Source organism: Stenotrophomonas sp. 2YAF26 (genome assembly GCF_052114625.1).
Lineage (GTDB): Bacteria > Pseudomonadota > Gammaproteobacteria > Xanthomonadales > Xanthomonadaceae > Stenotrophomonas > Stenotrophomonas indicatrix.
The window spans coordinates 13,435-31,856 of the sequence record NZ_JBFRFC010000001.1 but is presented as its reverse complement, the minus strand read 5'-3'; the positions used below and the strand labels follow the sequence as shown (position 1 = coordinate 31,856).

Genomic DNA, 18,422 nt, shown 5'->3' with positions numbered 1-18,422 from the left:
CAATGCAGCTGTCTTCCGTACGTGCCGTGATCACTGGCGGCGTCTCCGGCCTCGGCCTGGCCGTGGCCCAGCACCTGGTTGCCGAGGGCGGCAAGGTCGCCCTGTTCGACCTCAACGACGCCAAGGGCGCGGCCGCTGTTGCCGGCCTGGGGCAGGACAACGCCCGCTACTTCAACGTCAACGTCAGTGATGAAGCGTCCGTGTCGGCGGCCATCGACCAGGCCTGCGATTTCCTCGGCGGCCTGAATGTCGCCATGAACTGCGCCGGCATCCTCGGCGCTGGCCGCGTGCTGGGCAAGGAAGGCCCGATGCCGCTGGCCGGGTTCCAGGGCACGGTGATGGTCAACCTGGTCGGCAGCTTCAATGTCGCCAAGGCCGCAGCCAACCGCATGCAGCACAACGAGGCCGGCGTGGACGGCGAGCGCGGCGTCATCATCAACACCGCCAGCGTTGCCGCCTACGAAGGCCAGATCGGCCAGGCCGCCTACTCCGCCTCCAAGGGCGGCGTGGTGGCGATGACCCTGCCGATGGCCCGCGAGCTGTCGCGCTTCGGCATCCGCGTCAACACCATCGCGCCGGGCGTGTTCTGGACGCCGATGGTCGATGGCATGCCCGAAGCCGTGCAGGAATCGCTGGCCGCCTCGATCCCGTTCCCGTCGCGCCTGGGCAAGCCGGAAGACTTCGCCAGCCTGGTCGGCCACATCCTCGGCAACACCTACATCAACGGCGAGACCATCCGCCTGGACGGCGCCACCCGGCTCGCTCCGAAGTGATTCCCCCCGGGCGCCGGGACGGCGCCCTCCCCCAACGACCAACATCATCATGAAAGCCAACGACATCAAGAAGGGCAACGTCGTCGAGTTCAACAACGGCGTCTACCAGATCCGCGACATCGAGCGCAGCTCGCCGCAGGGTCGCGGCGGCAACGTCCGCTTCCGCTTCATCATGTACAGCGTGCCGGGCGGCAACAAGCTCGACGCCAGCTTCGATGCCGACGACAACCTGGTCGAAGTCGAACTGCTGCGCCGCCAGTCCACCTACTCGTACAAGGACGGCGATGCGTTCGTGTTCCTCGATGACGAGGACTACACCCCCTACACCCTGGACGCGGACGTGATCGGCGATGACGCCGGCTACATCACCGACGGCCTGACCGGCATCTACGTGCAGGTGATCGACGAGCAGCCGGTGGCCATCCAGCTGCCGGCCTCGGTGGTGCTGGAAGTGATCGAGACGCCGCCGGAACTGAAGGGCGGCACCGCCACCAAGCGCCCGAAGCCGGCCAAGCTCAACACCGGCATCGAGATCATGGTGCCGGAGTACATCGTCAACGGCGAGCGTGTGCTGGTGAACACCGCCACCGGCGAATTTGCCGGCCGTGCCGATTAACCGCGCTGCGCTGATCGCCTGCCTGTCCCTGCTCGTGGCATGCTCGCCGCGGGCAGCGGACAGCACCGGTGACGTCGCGGCGGACGCGGTGACGCAGCCCCCCGCAGCGGACACCGCTGCCGCTGCGGTTGCACCTGCTGCAGATGAAGCAGATGCTGCCGCGACGCTGGCGGACACCCCCGACGAGGAGCAACAGGCGCGGGCTGCCGCCGGTTGCAGCGTCCCCGACGACGTCGCTTTCGTGCAGGACATCCGCATCTACTGCGGCATGCCCGCCGATGTGCAGGCCTTCATCGAACGGGAGAACAGCTGCCAGCATTTTGCCGGCGAAGAACCCTACGACGACGCCCGTCGTCGCGAGCTGGAGGCCGCCATCGCCAGGTTCTGCGACGATCGAGAGAAGATCTTTGCCGACCTGGTGGCCCGCCATCGCGATGACTGCGCGATCCGGCAGGCGTTGATCGGTGTGAACCTGCGCTACGACCTGTCTCCGGATCTGGATCTGAAGCCCTGCAAGGGCTGACGCCAAAAGGGGGCGGAGGGGATGACGTCGTTCATGGCACAAACGACGTCATCCCCTCCGTCCCCTTTTCGTCATTTGCCGCCGAAGTTGCCACAACCGTGGTACTGGCGCGTGCCCACGGCCAGCATCGCCTTGGCCTCGAATGTCTCGCCACTCATGCCGTCCTGGCAGGTGGTGCGCTGGAAGCTCAGCTTGATGTCGGTGCCATCCGCCGCCTTGCCCACCCAGCCATCCGCACCCTCGGTCGGTTTGGCGACGGTGAAACGGCGCTCGCCGTAATCCACATCCACCTGCAGGCCCGGCGTATCGCCGTCGACGATGGCCAGCCAGCCCGGCTCGTTGCCGGTGGCACGGAACGCCGCGTTACCGGCACTGCCATCGCCCTCGGTTGCCTCCACCGCGTTGCATTCGCGGTCCGCCTCGCCCTTCAGGCTGAGCAGCGCGTCGTCATTGCCGCGGGTCCAGAAGCTGTTGCCCTTGCCGTCGGCATACTTCGCACCGGAGGCCGCACGTTCGGAGGACATCGCGAAACTGCGCCCGCCAATCACAACCGTCGCCGCGTCCTCACCGTTGAAGGTGGCGCGCACATCGAGGTCGCCGCAGCGATAGAGGGTTTCGTTGCCGCCGCCATCAACAGCGGCAGCCACAGATGCCGGTGCCGGTGCCGGCGTTGCGACCCCGCCACCTGCGCCACTGGAGGCGGGCGTCTGGGCCGGCTGGCAGGCGCTCAGCGCAAGGCCGAGGGAGGCAGCCAACAGACTGGGAATTACACGCATGGCTCGACTCCTTGTCGAAACTACAGAGACCTTGGACCCTACCATCTGCACGCAAACGGGGCCTGAAAGCTGCATGACCGTGTTCAGCCTGCCAGCACCGTCATCGACAGCAGCTGCGCGCCGCTGGCACCGGAACAGCTTGTCCAGACACGCAGCACGCGCATGCGCTGCACATGTTCGCGTCCCCGCCAATGCACATGCAGCTGAACATCGCCGGACAACAGCGCCAGGCGACCACACAGCAGCGTTTCCACCGCATGCACCTGCAGCGCGTGAACCTGCAGATGCCCTTGTCGCCAGTCCTGCAACCAGGGCAGGTCGAGCATCCGGCCGCCCCGCCCGTCCATCATGAACAATACCGGTGAAAGCAATGCCGTTGCCGCACCATGGTCACCGTCCAGTAGCGCATCCCGCAGCTGCTGCTCCAACACGCGCAACTGCGCCTCGTACAGGCCCTCAGGGCTCCTGCTCTCCATCCACCTGCTTTCCATCCACGTTTCCTCCCGGCGTCGACCGGCGTCGGCGCAGGCGCTGCGCAAGCCACTGCTGCGCCCCCTGCACCACCACATAGAACACCGGCACGAAGAACACGGCCAACACGGTCGCACTGACCATGCCGCCGAACACGCCGGTACCAATGGCCTGTTGCGTTTCCTTTGAAGCCCCCTGCGCCAGCATCAGCGGTACCACACCCAGCGCGAACGCCAGCGAGGTCATCACGATCGGCCGCAGCCGCAGCCGCGCCGCTTCGATGGTCGCTTCGACCAGGCCGCGCCCCTGCAACTGCAGCTGTCGGGCGAATTCGACGATCAGGATCGCGTTCTTCGCCGAAAGACCTATCACCGTGATCATGCCGACCTTGAAGAACACATCATTGGGCATCTCGCGCAGCAGCACTGCAGCGACGGCGCCGAGCAGGCCCAACGGCACCACCAGCATCACCGCCAGCGGGATCGACCAGCTCTCGTACAGAGCCGCCAGCACCAGGAACACCACCAGCATCGACAGCATCAGCAACCACGGCGCCTGTGCGCCGGACTCACGCTCCTGCAGCGACTGGCTGGTCCACTGCAGGGCAAAACCCGCTGGCAGCTGCTGGGCAAGGCGCTCCATCTCGACCATCGCCTGGCCGGTGGACACACCGCCGGCAGGTGCGCCGGACAGATTCAATGCCGGGAACCCCAGGTAACGTTGCAGCTGCAGCGGCGCCTCGGTCCAGTGCGGGGTGACCAGTTCGGATAGCGCCACCATGCCGCCTTCGCTGTTGCGGACATACAGCTTCAGCACGTCCTCCAGCTGCATCCGGTGCGGCGCATCGGCCTGCATGATCACCTGCTGCATGCGCCCGCGATTGGGAAAGTCGTTGACATACTGCGAGCCCATCGCCGCCGACAACGTGGCACTGATGTCGGTGAACGCCACGCCCATCGCTTCGGCTTTGGCGCGATCGATGTCCAAGCGCACATTGCTGCCCGCAGGCAGGCCATCGGCGTGCACTTCGGCCAGCAGCGGACTGGCTTCTGCCAGCTTCAGCAGCTGCTGCAGGGCGGCGCGCAGCTGAGCCTGGCCCTGCCCGGTACGCGCCTGCAGCGCCAACGAGAATCCGGAGGAACGGCCAAGGCTGTCGATGGCCGGCGGCATCACGCTCATCACCTCGCCTTCCGGCACCGTCGCCATGGCCTGCTGCGCCGCCTTCACCTCGTCCGATGCGGTGCTGCCGCCGCGCTCACCCCAGTCCTTCAACATGGTGTAGGTCAGCGCCGCGCTCGGGCCGGAACCGGAGAAGCTGTAGCCAAGGATGGCCTGGTTGGAGGCGATCGCCGGCCGTGAGGCGACATGCTGTTCGTAGGCTTCGACCACCGCCAGCGTACGCTCGGCGGTTGCTTCGGCCGGCAGCTGGATGGAAGTCATGAAATAGCCCTGGTCCTCTTCCGGCAGGAACGCGCCCGGCAACCAATGCAGGCCGATCAGCAGTGCCACCAGCAAGGCAGCGAACAGGCCCATCACCCGGCCACTGCGCCGCAGTACGGCAGCCACGCCCTGCTGGTAACGCCCGGTCATCCGCTCGAAGCCGCGGTTGAACGCACCGAACACGCCGCCGCGGCCATGGTGACCACGTGTGCCCTGCCGCAGCAGGGTCGCGCAGAGCGCCGGGGTCAGGCTCAGCGCCAGCAGTGCCGAAAACAGGATGGACACCGACATCGCCACGCTGAACTGGCGGTAGATCGCGCCAACCGAACCACTGGCCAGCGCCATCGGGATGAACACCGCCGTCAGCACCAGGGTGATGCCGATCACCGCACCGGTCAGCTCACGCATCGCCTTGATCGTGGCCTCGCGCGGCGGCAGCCCCTCTTCGGCCATGATTCGCTCCACGCCCTCGACCACCACGATCGCGTCGTCAACAATGATGCCGATCGCCAGCACCATGCCGAACATGGTCAATACGTTGATCGAGAAACCCAGCGCCAGCATCACCGCAAAGGTGCCCAGCAGCGCGATCGGCGCGACCAGTGCGGGGATCAGCGTATAGCGCCAGTTCTGCAGGAACAGGTACATCACCGCAAACACCAGCAGCATCGCCTCGATCAGGGTCTGCAGCACCTTTTGGATCGAGACCTTGACGAAGGGCGCGGTATCGAACGGAATGCTGGATTCAACACCATGCGGCAGCAGCGGCTGCAGGTCGGCCATGCGTTCGCGCACCGCCGTGGCGGTACGCACCGCATTCGCACCTGGGCGCAGCTGCACGCCGGCGGCCGTCGCCGGATAGCCATCTTCGCGCGTGCCCCAGGCATAGCTCTGCGCGCCCAGTTCGACCCGGGCGACATCGCCAAGCAGCACGCGCGAACCATCGGCACCGGCGCGCAGCACGATCGCCGCGAACTGTTCGGGCGTGGACAGCTGGCCTTCGGCACTCAAGGGCACGGTGATGCGCTGGCCGGGAACGCCGGGCGAATCGCCGATGCGGCCCGGCGAGATTTCAAGGTTCTGCTGCTCGATCGCGCTGGCGACATCGCCCATGGTCAGGCCGTAGCCGGTCAGGCGGGTCGGGTCCAGCCAGATCCGCATCGCCTGTTCGGCACCGAACAGCTGCACGCGGCCGACGCCGTCGATGCGTCGCAGCTCCTCGATGATGTTGCGCGCCATGAAATCGCCCAGCGCCGCTTCGTTGACACTGCCATCGGGTGAGCGCAGGCCCACCAGCATCAGGAATCCGGAGTCGGCCGCCTCCACGAACAGGCCGTTCTGGCGCACGCTGCGCGGCAGGCGCGGCTCGATCGCCTTGATCCGGTTCTGTACGTCCACCTGCGCCAGCTCAGGATCGGTGCCGGGTTTGAAGGTGGCGGTAATCGACGCTTCACCGGACGTGTCCACCGACGATTCGAAGTACAGCAGGTGTTTGACGCTGGACAGCTCGCGCTCGATCAGGCCGACCACCGCATCATTCAATGTCTGCGGGCTGGCGCCGGGATAGCTGGCATAGATGCTGACGCTGGGCGGTGCGACCGCCGGGTAGCGCTCGACCGCCAGCCGCGGAATGGCCAGCACGCCGGCCAGGATGACGAAGATCGCCAGCACCCAGGCAAATACCGGGCGATCGATGAAGAAACGAGCCATGTCGTAGGTTCCTGGAAGGGCTCAGCCCTGGCTTGCGGATGTCTGCGGTGCGCTGGCACTGGCGACCGGTACCTGCCAGTCGCGCGGATCGACCAGTACGCCTTCCTGCAGGCGCTCCTGGCCTTCCACCACCACCTTCTCGCCGGCCTTCAGGCCGTGCCGCACCAGCCATTGCCGGTTGACGCTGCCGTCCACCTCCAGCGTGCGGATCACCGCCTTGCCATCGGCGGCGATGACCCAGGCATAGGCCTGGCCACCGGCGCTGCGCAGCACTGCCTGCTGCGGCAGCAGCAACGCGCTGGCCGGCGCACCACGCGGCACCCGTGCACGCACGTACATGCCCGGCAACAACTGCCGCTCCGGGTTGTCGACCAGGATGCGCAGGATCACATCGCCGGTGCGAGCATCGACATTGACACCGGAGAACAGCAGCCGGCCGCGCTCGGGCAGCGGCGTACCCGCCGCGCCGATGATCGTCACCGGCAACTCGCCGTCCACCGCGCTGCGCTGCAGGGACTGCAGCTGCGAAGCAGGCTGGCGCACGTCCACGTAGACCTGGTCGATCTGCTGCACCACCGCCATCGGCTCGGCATCGGCGACGCCGACCAGCGCGCCTTCGGTCACCAGCGCCTGATCGATGCGGCCATCGATCGGTGCACTGACCGTGGCGTAGCGCAGGTCGAGCTGGCGTCGCGCAAGGATCGCGCGCGCCTCGTTGACCGCTGCCCGGGCCTGCTCATGCTCGGCACTGGCATCGTCGCGGTGCTGCTGGCTGACCGCCTGTGCGGCCGCCAATGCCTGCAGCCGCTGTGACTGCACCCGGCTGCGACCCAGTGCCGCCTCGCTGCGCTGCAGGGCAGCCAGCGCCGAATCGACGTCGGCGCGGAACGCCGCCGGGTCGATCTGGAACAGAGGCTCTCCGGCATGCACCTCCGCGCCCTGCTCGAACATCCGGCGCTGCACGATGCCGCCGACCTGCGCACGGATCTGCGCGGTGCGCACCGCCGCCACCCGACCGGGTAGTTCATCATCGCGCTGCACCACCTGCGGGCCAACGGTGACCACGCTGACACGCGGCACGGCTTCGACGGTGGGTTCGGGGCGGGAGCAGGCCRTCATGGCCAAGGCGAAGGCCGCGACCAGCGCGACCGGAGTCCTGAAGGTTCTCATTGCTGTGCACAGTGCCGCAGACGCGGCTGAGGAATCATGAAGCGCGCAGTGTGCGTGGCGATGATGGGGTTTCGATGGAGGAACTGTGGAGATACGATGGAGGACAAGCACCTTCCGGCCTCGCCTTGCCATGCATGCCTCCCCTGCCCTCGCGGCGCTGGTCCTGATCGTCGAGGACGAAGTCGAGATCGCCGACATCCTTGCCGCCTACCTTGAACGCGAGGGCCTGCGCACCCTGCGTGCGGCCGATGGCCAGATCGCCCTGGACATGCATCGCAGCATGCGCCCGGACCTTGTGCTGCTGGACGTGCAGCTGCCGCGACTGGATGGCTGGAGCGTGCTGACCCAGCTGCGCCAGCGCGGCGAAACGCCGGTGATCATGCTGACCGCGCTGGACCAGGATCTGGACAAGCTGACCGCATTGCGGATGGGTGCCGATGACTATGTGGTCAAGCCGTTCAACCCGGCAGAAGTGGCGGCGCGCGTGCGTGCAGTACTGCGGCGTACGCTGCGCAGCCCGCGGGCGGATGCCCCCAGCGCCCTGCGCGTGGGCCCGCTGCTGATCGACACCGCCACCCACGCGGTGCATGTGGAGGGCGACGGCTACAGCCACGAGCTGCTGCTCACCCTCACCGAGTTCAAGCTGCTGCATTGCATGGCATTGGCCCCGTCACGGATCTTCAGCCGCAGCGAGCTGATGCACGAATGCCTGCCGGAAAGCGAAGCGCTGGAGCGCACCGTGGACAGCCATGTCAGCAAGCTGCGGCGCAAGCTGGACGAAGTGGGCCTCACCCAGATTCCGGCCAGCGTGCGCGGTGTCGGCTACCGCCTGATGGCCGACCGCTGATGCGTCGCTCCGGGCTCAGCCGGCACATCATCGTGTCGATGTCGCTGATGGTCGTTGGCGTCATCGTGATGGTGATCCTCTCTTCGTGGCTGCTGTACGCCGTACTGATCGAGTTCTTCCCGGCCAGCGCCGAAGAACCTGAAGGATGGCTGCCAAGCGGACCGGAGCTGGCCTGGATGGTCGGGGTGATCCTGACCGGGCTGGCGCTGGCGATCGCCGCCTCGTTCCGACTGGCCCACCGCATCCTGTCGCCGCTCAATTCACTGGTGGACAGCGTGCGCGCACTTGCTGGCGGCGATCTCGGCGCGCGCGCCACGGCCGAGGCCAATTCCCCGGGAGAGGTCGCAGCGCTGGTGGACGATTTCAACGCGATGGCCCGCCGCCTGCAGCATATGGAAAGCGAACGGGTGATGTGGCACGCGGCCATCGCCCATGAACTGCGCACGCCGGTGACGATCCTGCGCGGCCGCCTGCAGGGCCTGGCCGAAGGCGTGTTCCAGCCCGATGAGTCGCAGTTCCGCAGCCTGCTGGCGCAGGTCGAGGGCCTGTCACGGCTGATCGAGGACCTGCGGGTGCTGAGCCTGGCCGACAACGCCCGTCTCGATGTGCGCCGCGCCCGCACCGACGTGGTCGCCGAGGTGCATTCGGTGATGACCCTGGTCGACCCCGCCTTCCGCAGTGCCGGCTTCGTGCTGGAGCTGGAAACCAGCCGCGAGGAGCACCCCGCCCATTGCGACCCGACGCGGTTGCGGCAGGCGCTGCTGGCCTTGCTGGAAAACGCGCGCCGCTATGCCAACCCTGGCAAGGTACGCATCGCCGTGCATGACACCGTGGCCCATGTGCAGGTGGCGATTGAAGACGAAGGCCCGGGCATCGACCCGGCCCTGCATGCGGACATCTTCAATCCATTCATGCGCGGCGACGGCTCACGATCGCGCCTGGGCGGTGGCAGTGGCCTCGGCCTGGCGGTGGTCAAGGCCATCGCCGATGCGCACGGCGGCCAGGTCTACTGCACCCCGGGCACCAGCGGCGGCAGTCGTTTCATCATCGAGCTGCCGCGCCAGTAGGCGGCACTGCGGCCGCCTGCTCACGCACGCGCGCACCCAGCGCAGCGAGATTGCGGTCGATGTCATCCAGCTCGCGCTGCTGTGATGACGGCAACTGCGCGCGCAGCTGCACGCGCAGTGCCTGCCAAGCGGGTACCGCCTGTACGCTGGCAGCGGCCGCTGCCCGTGCCACCTCCGCCTGCTCGTCCGCCTGCGGCAGGCCGTAGCCAGCGTCGGCCAGCAACTGGCCCGGCCGCAACCACTGCCCGCTCTGCTCCAGCAATGCACGCAGCGAATGGGTGGCACTGCTGTCCGGGTCGGCCAGCAACTGTCGCTTGAGCGCATCGCGTGCACGCAGCTCCGCGCGCCGCTGCGCCGCCTGTTCCAACAACAGCAGACCGGCGCTGGCACGCACATCACCGCGCAGCAACCATGGCGCGCGCTGTTGCGCCGGCAGCGCCAGCCAGGCGCGCACGTCACGCGCCGGCAGCGCCATCTGCGCGGCGGCGACTGCGAACAACTGCTGGTAGTGATCACGCGCAGAAGCAAAGTAATAGCCCTGCGCCTGGGCCTGCGCAGGATCGGCCAGCACCTGCTCATCCAGCGCATGCAGGCGCGCCAACCGTCGCCGCAGCCCGCGCGGGCTCAGCTGTGCCAGCCCGGCTTCGCCCAGGCGCGGAACACCGGCCTGCAGCAGCTTCGCCGTCTCCACCGCGCAGTTGTTGCTGACGAAGTAATAGCGACCGTCATAGCTCCAGTGCACCTGGGCGGTGCGCTCCAGCAGGCTGGCGATCTCGCTGCGGTCCAGCTGCAGCGGCAGCGAGGCCAGTCCGCGCAGTTCGACCTTGGTGTATTCGTCCACCACCTGCTGCAGCGGCAACACGAACAGGCGCGAAGGATAACCACCGGTCAGCCCGCGCCAGTTGGAGATCTGAACATCGCCGACGAAGGCGCGGAAGGACAGCACCCGATGATGCTCCAGGTCCAGCCTGCAGTCCGGCCCCGGCGCGCGGCCGGGACGGCAGATCACCAGCCGCAGCATGCTGTGGCCCCAGCGGCTCATCGGCTGCGCACTGCCTTCGGCGAACAGGTAGTCCACGGCATACACCCGCGCCGGGTCCAGTGCGAGCAGCGATGCAGCGCCCTCTTCCGCATCGGCCTGCAGCAGCGGAACGGTGCCCGCACAGTGCGGCGCGGGCAGCGAGGGCGGCGTACCGAAATGCGCCTGGTACCACTGCGCCAGGGCCGGACGACGGCAGGCGAACTCTGCATCGAGCACGAAGTGTTCGGCGTTCACCGCCAGGTACTCGGCCGGGTCGGTCAGTTCGTAGGCATCGGGACTGCGGTCGCGGAAGGCGTTGTCACCGCGACCCAGATGCCAGGGCTTGCGCTGCCAACCTGCAAGGTCACGCCAACGGGCGCTGCGTGACCAGTGCGCCCCCGTGCGGTCGGCAACATGGGTCAGTTCGTGCACCAGCGCACTGCGCCGTGCGCGTCGGGCACCGGCCACATCATCATCAAGCAGATCGCGGCGCAGCGCGATGCCCCCGGCGAAGGCACGGCCATGCACGTTGGCGGGCAGGTCGTCACGCCAGCCGACCTGCACCTGCGCGGGCAAGGCACGCAGCAGGCCGTCGGGCAGCAACGACTGCACATCAGCCAGTGTCTGCATTGCTACCTGCTGCTGCGCCGGGCTCAGCCCGGCCGGGTCCAGCTGCAGGCGCTCAGCCGCATGCGTAGCGTGAGCTATCAGCAGTAGAGCCACGCCATGCGTGGCTGCGTTCCGAACAGATGTCATGAGGTTGCCGGCCAGCGGCCGGCACTACCCGGGCGCTGGATCAACGCGCCAGCAGGGCGCGAGCCAGCTGCAGATCGCTCTGCTGTCGTGCAGCTGCATCCTGCTCACGCAGGTGCACCAGCGCCGCCTGCAGGCGTGCGCCACGGATCTGGCCATCGCTGGCGACAAACGCCGCCGCATCATCGCGGGCAGCCAGCACCACCTTGTCATCGCCCGAGCTGCTGCCCGAGGAACCCGAAGAGGCGCCCGTCGCCGAACCGGCCGAGGTGCCGGCAAAACTCGAAGCGACGCCGGCCAGCGGCAGGGACAACAGGGCAAGCAGCAGGAACGGACGGATCATGGTCAGGGAGTTCATCGATTGGGTGGGTGGAGCGTAACGGCTGGGTGAAGACTTTGCCCGTGTCAAAGGTCGAACAATTTGCCGGGATTCAGCCGCCCTTCGGGATCGAACGCGCGCTTGACCGCCTTCATCAGCGCTATCTCGGCCGGTCCACGGGTGCTGTCCAGGTAGCCCTTCTTGACCAAGCCGATGCCGTGCTCGGCCGAAATGCTGCCATTGAAGCGCGCCAGAACCTGCGCCAGCAGCTTGGTGACATGCTCGCACTGGCTTACGAAGTCCGCATCGCTGGTGCCGTCCGGCTTGAGCACGTTGATGTGCAGGTTGCCGTCGCCGATGTGGCCGAACCAGACCACGTCGAAGTGCGGGTAAGCCTCGCCGATCAGCGCCTGGGTCTCGGCCAGGAACGCCGGCATCGACGAGATCCGCACCGAGACATCGTTCTTGTAGGGCTTGTAACGTGCCAGCGCCTCGGTGATGCCCTCGCGCAGGCGCCACAGCTGCGCCGCCTGGGCATCGCTGGCACTGATCACGCCGTCGCTGACCCAGCCGTTGCCCATGCAGTCCTCGAAGGCCGCCATCGCCGCCGCCTCCTGCGCCTCGTCACCGGCAGCAAACTCGGTCACCACGTAATAGGGATGCACTTCATCGAACGGTGCCTGCGCACCATGGGCCAGAACATGTTCCAGCGCCCGGTCGGTGAAGAATTCAAAGGCTTGCAGCTGCAGCCGCGCACGGAAGGCGGCGAACACCTGCATCAGCACGTCGAAGCTGGGCAGCGCCAGCAGCATCACGTTGCTGGCCGGCGGCGGGTCGGTGAGCTTCACCGTGGCCTCGACGATCACACCCAGCGTGCCCTCCGATCCGATCAGCAGCTGGCGGAAATCGTAGCCGCTGGAGTTCTTGATCAGGCCCTTGTTGAGTTCGAGCAGTTCGCCCGTGGCGGTGACCACTTTCAGTCCGGCAATCCATTCACGGGTATTGCCGTAGCGGATCACCCGGATGCCGCCGGCATTGGTGGCGATGTTGCCGCCGATCGAGCACGACCCGCGCGCAGCGAAGTCCACCGGATAGATGAGGCCATGTTCAAGCGCCGCGTTGTGCAGCGCCTCCAGCGGCATGCCGGCCTGGACCACCAGGGTGCGGTCGACCGCATCGTAGTCCAGCGCCTTGTTCATCCGCTCCAGGCTCAGCACCAGCTCGCCATTGGCCGCTACCGCACCGCCGGAAAGGCCGGTGCGACCGCCGGAGGGAACCACCGCCACGCCCTCGGCCGCGGTCCAGCGCATCACCGCCTGCACTTCTTCAACCGTGGCCGGCAACGCGATCGCCAGCGGCGCCGGTGTCCAGCGCCGGGTCCAGTCGCGGCCGTAATGCTCCAGGTCGGCAGGGTCGGTCTTCAGCTTCAGGCCGGGACAGGCCTGCTGCAACGAGGCGATGCGGGAATCGGTCATGACGGTCCAGCGCGGGGCGTGAAGAACGGGCAAGCGTGCCAGTGGCCGGGCCCAGCGTCCAGCCCTGCAGAGCCTTCAATAGCTGCAGTTGCAACCAATTGCGCACTGCACCATGGGCGTTGCGATCTGGCATAGTGGTCAGCCCCTGTCCCACTGGCCGTGCCGCCCCATGTCGCCGAAGAAGACCTCGTTCCCGAAGCAGGATATCCGCGTGCTGTTGCTGGAGGGGGTCAGCCAGACCGCCGTGGAGGTGTTCAGCGCCGCCGGCTACAGCCAGATCGAGGCGCACACCAAGGCGCTTCCCGAGGACGAACTGAAGGCGCGCATCGCCGAAGCCCACATCGTCGGCATCCGCTCGCGCACCCAGCTCAGTGCCGAGGTGCTGGCCGAGGCCAAGCGCCTGATCGCGGTCGGCTGTTTCTGCATCGGCACCAACCAGGTCGACCTGGATGCGGCCGAGCTGGCCGGCATTCCGGTATTCAACGCACCCTACTCCAATACCCGCAGCGTGGCCGAACTGGTGATCGCCGAAGCGATCATGCTGACCCGCGGCATCCCGCAGAAGAACGCCGAATGCCATCGCGGCGGCTGGTCGAAATCGGCCAGCGGCAGCCATGAGGTGCGCGGCAAGGTCCTGGGCATCATCGGCTACGGGCACATCGGCACCCAGGTCGGCGTACTGGCCGAATCGCTGGGCATGYAGGTGATCTTCCACGATGTGGAAACCAAGCTGTCGCTGGGCAATACCCGTGCGGCGGCCAGCCTGGACGACCTGCTGGCGCGTGCCGACATCGTGACCCTGCACGTGCCGGAGACGCCGTCCACGCAGTGGATGATCGGCAGCACCGAGCTGGCGAAGATGCGCCGCGGCGCGCACCTGATCAACGCCGCGCGCGGCACCGTGGTCGACATCGATGCGCTGGATGCAGCACTGGCCAGCGGCCACATCGGTGGCGCTGCACTGGATGTGTTCCCGGTCGAGCCGAAGGGCAACGGCGATATCTTCGAATCGCCTCTGACCCGCCACGACAACGTGATCCTGACCCCGCACGTGGGCGGCAGCACGCTGGAAGCGCAGGACAACATCGGCATCGAAGTGGCGGCCAAGCTGGTGCGCTACAGCGACAACGGAAGCACCCTGTCGGCGGTCAACTTCCCGGAAGTGACCTTGCCCGAGCACGCCGACAGCCTGCGCCTGCTGCACATCCACCAGAACGTGCCGGGCGTGTTGTCCAAGGTCAACGAGATCTTCTCGCGGCACAACGTCAACATCGACGGCCAGTTCCTGCGCACCGACCCGAAGGTGGGTTACGTGGTGATCGACATCACCGCCAGCGAGGAGCAGGCCAGCGCGGTGCGTGACGAGCTGGCGGCGATTCCGGGCACCTTGCGCACCCGCATCCTGTATTGAGATGTACGTCGCCGGGCGTGGCCGGGCGCTACCCGCGCGATCACGGCAGCGCCGGGCCATGCCCGGCGGTATGAATCAGCGCGCCAGCCACCGGCGCGCCATGCGCTGCATCGATTCGTCCGACTGCGGATCGCTGGCGACCTCGGCCACCGGGCGCCAGGCCAGCTCCAGCGACTCTTCGCTGAGCACGAAATCCTCTCCGCCCAGCGCACGGATCACGAAACGCACGTCGTAGTGCCAATGGCCAGGCACATCCTTGCGCTCGGGAATCCAGTGCTTGTCGATATCGAAGATGGCCGGATCATCCAGCACCAGGCCGGTCAGGCCCGATTCCTCCTCGGCTTCCTTCAACGCTACCCGGGCCAGATCGCGGTCACCGTCGGCGTGGCCACCCAGCTGCAGCCAGCGCTGCAGCTTGCGGTGGTGGGTCAGCAGCAGCCGCTGGCCATCGGCGCTGACCAGCCAGCAGCTGGCGGTGAAGTGGCCGGCCAGGCGTTCGCGGCGGAATGCATCTTCCGCATCGTCGATCAATGTGCCGAATTCGGCAGCAAGGGCGTCGTGGGCGGGTTCTTTGCGCGCATAGTCATGCAGCAGGCCGCGCAAGCGATCGTCAAGTGCGGCAAGGGATTCGGTGGTTTCGCTCATGAATGCGGGGTGCCTGGAAAAATACCTGCCATTATCGCCGTTCATTGTTGCGTTTGCGCTTGTGCGGTGCCTTCAGCATTGGCTAAGGTACAGCGGGCCGTTCGCACGGCTTTCACGATTCCAGGCCGCCGGCAATGTACTGGCGGCCCTCCCAATCCGATCATCAGGAAGTACTGCATGCTGAAAGCTCTGTTGAGGGTCAAGCCGGTCGAACCGGCCGGGCACGTCGATGCCGGCGAACCCATCGAAGGCAGCCTGGATGGCGAAGCCACGTTGAAACGGACCCTCACGGCGAAACACCTCATCATGCTTGGCATTGGTGCGGTGATCGGCGCAGGTATTTTCGTCCTCACCGGCCAGGCCGCGGCCAACCACGCCGGCCCGGCGGTCATGCTGTCGTTCGTGTTCGCCGGCATCGCCTGCGCGCTGGCCGGCCTGTGCTACGCCGAGTTCGCAGCGATGATGCCGGTCTCCGGCAGCGCCTACTCCTACTCCTACGCCACGCTTGGCGAGGGCATGGCCTGGTTCATCGGCTGGTGCCTGGTGCTGGAGTACCTGTTCGCCTCGGCCTCGGTCGCGGTGGGCTGGTCGGCGTACCTGATCAGCTTCATCACCACCACGCTGCACATGCCGTTCCCGGACGCGCTGAGCGCGGCGCCGATCGCCTGGAACGGGCACGAGTTCGCCGCCTCCGGCAAGCTGTTCAACCTGCCGGCGGTGCTGATCGTGGCGGCGGTGACCGGCCTGCTGTACGTGGGCGTGACCCAGTCCGCGTTCGTCAACGCGATCATCGTGGCCATCAAGGTCTTCGTGATCTGCCTGTTCGTGGGCATCGGCGCGGCCCACGTGGACCCGGCCAACTGGCACCCGTTCATCCCGGAAAACACCGGCGTGTCCGGCGAGTTCGGCTGGAGCGGCGTGTTCCGCGCGGCCACCATCGTGTTCTTCGCCTACATCGGCTTCGATGCGGTCTCCACCGCCGCCGGTGAAACCAAGGACCCGCAGCGCAACATGCCGATCGGCCTGCTCGGCTCGCTGGCGGTGTGCACCATCGTCTACATCATCGTCTGCGCGGTGCTGACCGGCATGCTGCCCTACCACCTGCTGGGCACCGACAAGCCGGTGGCCACCGCGCTGGAAGCCTACCCGAGCCTGTCCTGGCTGAAGACCGCGGTGGAAATCGGCGCGATCGCCGGCCTGTCCTCGGTGGTGCTGGTGATGATGATGGGCCAGACCCGCATCGCCTACACCATCTCGCGCGATGGCCTGCTGCCGAAAGTGTTCGGCAAGGTCCACAAGCGTTTCCGCACGCCGTACTGGGCCACGATCGTAGTCGGCGTGATCGCCGCATCGCTGGCCGGCCTGGTGCCGCTGAACGTGCTCGGCGAGTTGGTGTCCATGGGCACCCTGCTGGCCTTCGCCACGGTCTGCGTGGGCGTGCTGATCCTGCGCTACACCCGCCCGGAGCTGCACCGCCCATTCCGCGTGCCGCTGGTGTGGGTGATCTGCCCGCTGGGCGCGCTGTCGTGCCTGTTCCTGTTCTGGCAGGCGTTCGTGGTCCACTGGCACCTGTTCGTGGGCTGGACGCTGCTGGGCCTGCTGATCTACTTCGGCTACGGCATCCGCCACAGCAAGCTGGCCAAGTCGCCCTGATCCTCCCGACGGGCCGGCCCCTGCGCCGGCCCGTCGATATCCGCAAGCATTTCCGCCCGCGCCCGGTCACGGGCGCATCGCACAAGACCACCACACATGTTCAAGCAACTGTGGGCCACCAAGCATCCGCATGCCGCCCATGAAGACGCCAACGGCCTGAGCCTGCGTCGCCACCTTGGCCCCTGGGGCCTGACCGCGCTCGGCATCGGCGCCGTGATCGGCGGCGGCATCTTCGTCATCACCGGCCAGGCTGCCGCCAACCACGCCGGCCCGGCCATCATGCTCTCGTTCGTGCTGGCCGCGATCTGCTGCGCCTTCTGCGCGCTGGCCTATGCCGAGTTCGCGGCGATGGTGCCGGTTTCCGGCAGCGCCTACACCTATACCTACGCCACCTTCGGCGAGCTCTCGGCCTGGTTCATCGGCTGGATGCTGGTGCTCGAGTACGGCGTCTCCGCCTCGGCCGTGGCGGTCAGCTGGACCGGGTATTTCCTCAGCCTGCTCAGCCATTTCGACATCCATCTACCGGCGGCGCTGGTCAGCGCACCCCTGGATGCGCAACTGCGGCCCACCGGCGCCATCGCCAACATTCCCGCCGCGATCCTGGTCCTGCTGTTGACCTGGCTGTGCTACGTCGGCATCAGCAAATCGTCGGCGATGAACATGGCCATGGTCATCCTCAAGACCGGGCTGATCGTGCTGGTGATCGTGGTCGGCTGGAAGTACGTGGACACCAGCAACTGGACCCCGTTCATCCCGGCCAACGAAGGCCCCGGCAAGTACGGCATGGAAGGCGTGCTGCGCGGCGCGGCGATGGTGTTCTTCGCCTACATTGGCTTCGAAGCGGTATCGGTGGCCGCGCAGGAATCACACAAGCCGCAGCGCGACATGCCGATCGGCATGATGCTGTCGCTGGTGATCTGCACGGTGCTGTACATCGCGATGGCTGCAGTCATGACCGGCCTGGTGCCTTACCAACTGCTGGGCACCGATGAGCCGGTGGTGACCGCCGTGGCCGCGCATCCGCAGCTGGGCTGGTTGCGGGTGGTGGTGGAAATCGGTGCGTTGATCGGCCTGTCGTCGGTGGTGCTGGTGATGATCATCGGCCAGCCGCGCATCTTCATGATCATGGGCCGCGACGGCCTGTTGCCGCCGGTGTTCACCAAGATCCACCCGAAGTACCGCACGCCGCATATCAACACCGTCATCACCGGCATCGGCATCGCCCTGCTGGCGGCGCTGTTCCCGCTGGACATCCTTGGTGAACTGACCTCGATGGGTACCTTGATCGCCTTCGCGGCCGTGTGTGCCGGCGTGCTGATCCTGCGCCGCACGCAGCCGGACCTGCCGCGTCCGTTCCGCATCCGCGGCGCGTGGCTGATCTGCAGCCTGGGCGTGCTGAGCTGCCTGGCGCTGTTGTCGGCGATGACGCTGCACAACTGGATGCTGATGGGCGTGTGGACGTTTGTCGGCTTCGTGATCTACTTCTTCTACGGGTTCAAACACAGCCGCCTGCGCGGGAAGTAAGGTTTTCTGCATTGCAGGGCCTGCGGCCCTGCACCCGCTGGGGCAACAGCAACAGCAACAGCGGGTCTGAAGGTTCGGCGGGGAGGGGTGAGATTGCGGGGGACGCTGCAAGTACGTCCCTGTAAGCTCGATCGCCGCATCCATGCGGCTCACGCCCCCGCAATCTCACCCCTCCCCACCCCCGACAGCGTCCTGGCGCGCCCAGTAGATCCACGCCATGCGTGGATA

General features: G+C 66.9%; 16 protein-coding genes. 8 read left to right on the top strand and 8 right to left on the bottom strand.

Features of this window, described 5'->3' with window-relative positions; all coding sequences use genetic code 11:
- Positions 1-2: 2 nt before the first annotated feature.
- Genes AB4Y98_RS00135 through AB4Y98_RS00125 form a run of 3 tightly spaced genes read left to right on the top strand, consistent with a single transcriptional unit; the run spans position 3 to position 1,912 of the window.
- Positions 3-773: an SDR family NAD(P)-dependent oxidoreductase gene (locus tag AB4Y98_RS00135; RefSeq protein ID WP_032975499.1), complete on the top strand. Its 771-nt coding sequence runs from the start codon at positions 3-5 to the stop codon at positions 771-773.
- A 49-nt stretch (positions 774-822) separates the two neighbouring features.
- The gene (gene yeiP, locus AB4Y98_RS00130; RefSeq protein WP_006363947.1) at positions 823-1,389 is read left to right on the top strand and encodes an elongation factor P-like protein YeiP; all 567 of its coding nucleotides are present in this window, start codon (positions 823-825) and stop codon (positions 1,387-1,389) included.
- Positions 1,379-1,912: a hypothetical protein gene (locus AB4Y98_RS00125; protein ID WP_442243688.1), complete on the top strand. Its 534-nt coding sequence runs from the start codon at positions 1,379-1,381 to the stop codon at positions 1,910-1,912. Before yeiP ends, AB4Y98_RS00125 begins: the two co-directional genes overlap by 11 nt.
- A gap of 71 nt (positions 1,913-1,983) precedes the next feature.
- Here the strand turns inward: AB4Y98_RS00125 and AB4Y98_RS00120 are convergent, their stop codons facing one another.
- The 4 genes from AB4Y98_RS00120 to AB4Y98_RS00105 all read right to left on the bottom strand — a co-directional run bounded on the left by AB4Y98_RS00120 (position 1,984) and on the right by AB4Y98_RS00105 (position 7,479).
- The gene (locus AB4Y98_RS00120) at positions 1,984-2,688 is read right to left on the bottom strand and encodes a COG3650 family protein (RefSeq protein ID WP_442243479.1); all 705 of its coding nucleotides are present in this window, start codon (positions 2,686-2,688) and stop codon (positions 1,984-1,986) included.
- Between the two features lie 83 nt (positions 2,689-2,771).
- On the bottom strand, positions 2,772-3,164 hold the full coding sequence (locus AB4Y98_RS00115) for a nuclear transport factor 2 family protein (RefSeq protein ID WP_312110904.1): 393 nt from the start codon (positions 3,162-3,164) through the stop codon (positions 2,772-2,774).
- Positions 3,145-6,309 carry a multidrug efflux RND transporter permease subunit gene (locus AB4Y98_RS00110; RefSeq protein ID WP_442243478.1) on the bottom strand — a complete coding sequence of 1,055 codons (3,165 nt, stop codon included), beginning with the start codon at positions 6,307-6,309 and terminating at the stop codon, positions 3,145-3,147. The genes AB4Y98_RS00115 and AB4Y98_RS00110 overlap by 20 nt, the downstream gene beginning before the upstream one ends.
- Before the next feature lie 21 nt (positions 6,310-6,330).
- On the bottom strand, positions 6,331-7,479 hold the full coding sequence (locus tag AB4Y98_RS00105; protein WP_442243477.1) for an efflux RND transporter periplasmic adaptor subunit: 1,149 nt from the start codon (positions 7,477-7,479) through the stop codon (positions 6,331-6,333).
- Positions 7,480-7,609: 130 nt separating this feature from the next.
- Here AB4Y98_RS00105 and AB4Y98_RS00100 point away from each other — a divergent pair, with 130 nt between their 5' ends.
- Both AB4Y98_RS00100 and AB4Y98_RS00095 read left to right on the top strand, forming a co-directional pair.
- Positions 7,610-8,326 carry a response regulator gene (locus AB4Y98_RS00100; RefSeq protein ID WP_336027822.1) on the top strand — a complete coding sequence of 239 codons (717 nt, stop codon included), beginning with the start codon at positions 7,610-7,612 and terminating at the stop codon, positions 8,324-8,326.
- Entirely contained in the window at positions 8,326-9,393 is a 1,068-nt protein-coding gene (locus AB4Y98_RS00095; RefSeq protein ID WP_025874770.1) for an ATP-binding protein, read from the top strand. The genes AB4Y98_RS00100 and AB4Y98_RS00095 overlap by 1 nt, the downstream gene beginning before the upstream one ends.
- Here the strand turns inward: AB4Y98_RS00095 and AB4Y98_RS00090 are convergent.
- The 3 genes from AB4Y98_RS00090 to AB4Y98_RS00080 form a co-directional block, all read right to left on the bottom strand.
- Positions 9,371-11,170 carry a DUF7844 domain-containing protein gene (locus AB4Y98_RS00090; protein WP_442243476.1) on the bottom strand — a complete coding sequence of 600 codons (1,800 nt, stop codon included), beginning with the start codon at positions 11,168-11,170 and terminating at the stop codon, positions 9,371-9,373. The two genes, AB4Y98_RS00095 and AB4Y98_RS00090, sit on opposite strands and share 23 nt — an antisense overlap.
- Before the next feature lie 40 nt (positions 11,171-11,210).
- On the bottom strand, positions 11,211-11,510 hold the full coding sequence (locus tag AB4Y98_RS00085) for a DUF2388 domain-containing protein (protein ID WP_312786005.1): 300 nt from the start codon (positions 11,508-11,510) through the stop codon (positions 11,211-11,213).
- Between the two features lie 62 nt (positions 11,511-11,572).
- Positions 11,573-12,961, bottom strand: coding sequence for an FAD-binding oxidoreductase (locus AB4Y98_RS00080; protein ID WP_025874775.1), 1,389 nt, complete (start codon positions 12,959-12,961; stop codon positions 11,573-11,575).
- Between the two features lie 169 nt (positions 12,962-13,130).
- On the opposite strand from AB4Y98_RS00080, the gene serA reads away from it, so the two are divergent.
- Complete coding sequence (serA, locus tag AB4Y98_RS00075; protein ID WP_442243475.1) at positions 13,131-14,372, top strand: phosphoglycerate dehydrogenase; 1,242 nt, start codon at positions 13,131-13,133, stop codon at positions 14,370-14,372.
- Between the two features lie 75 nt (positions 14,373-14,447).
- On the opposite strand, the gene AB4Y98_RS00070 is transcribed toward serA, so the two are convergent.
- Positions 14,448-15,062 (bottom strand): NUDIX hydrolase, encoded by a 615-nt coding sequence (locus tag AB4Y98_RS00070; protein WP_312110332.1) that lies wholly within the window; start codon positions 15,060-15,062, stop codon positions 14,448-14,450.
- Positions 15,063-15,194: 132 nt separating this feature from the next.
- Between AB4Y98_RS00070 and AB4Y98_RS00065 the strand changes: the two genes are divergently transcribed.
- Both AB4Y98_RS00065 and AB4Y98_RS00060 read left to right on the top strand, forming a co-directional pair.
- Complete coding sequence (locus AB4Y98_RS00065) at positions 15,195-16,670, top strand: amino acid permease (RefSeq protein WP_089240873.1); 1,476 nt, start codon at positions 15,195-15,197, stop codon at positions 16,668-16,670.
- Between the two features lie 96 nt (positions 16,671-16,766).
- Positions 16,767-18,194 carry an amino acid permease gene (locus AB4Y98_RS00060; protein WP_100552419.1) on the top strand — a complete coding sequence of 476 codons (1,428 nt, stop codon included), beginning with the start codon at positions 16,767-16,769 and terminating at the stop codon, positions 18,192-18,194.
- The last annotated feature ends 228 nt before the right edge of the window (positions 18,195-18,422 follow it).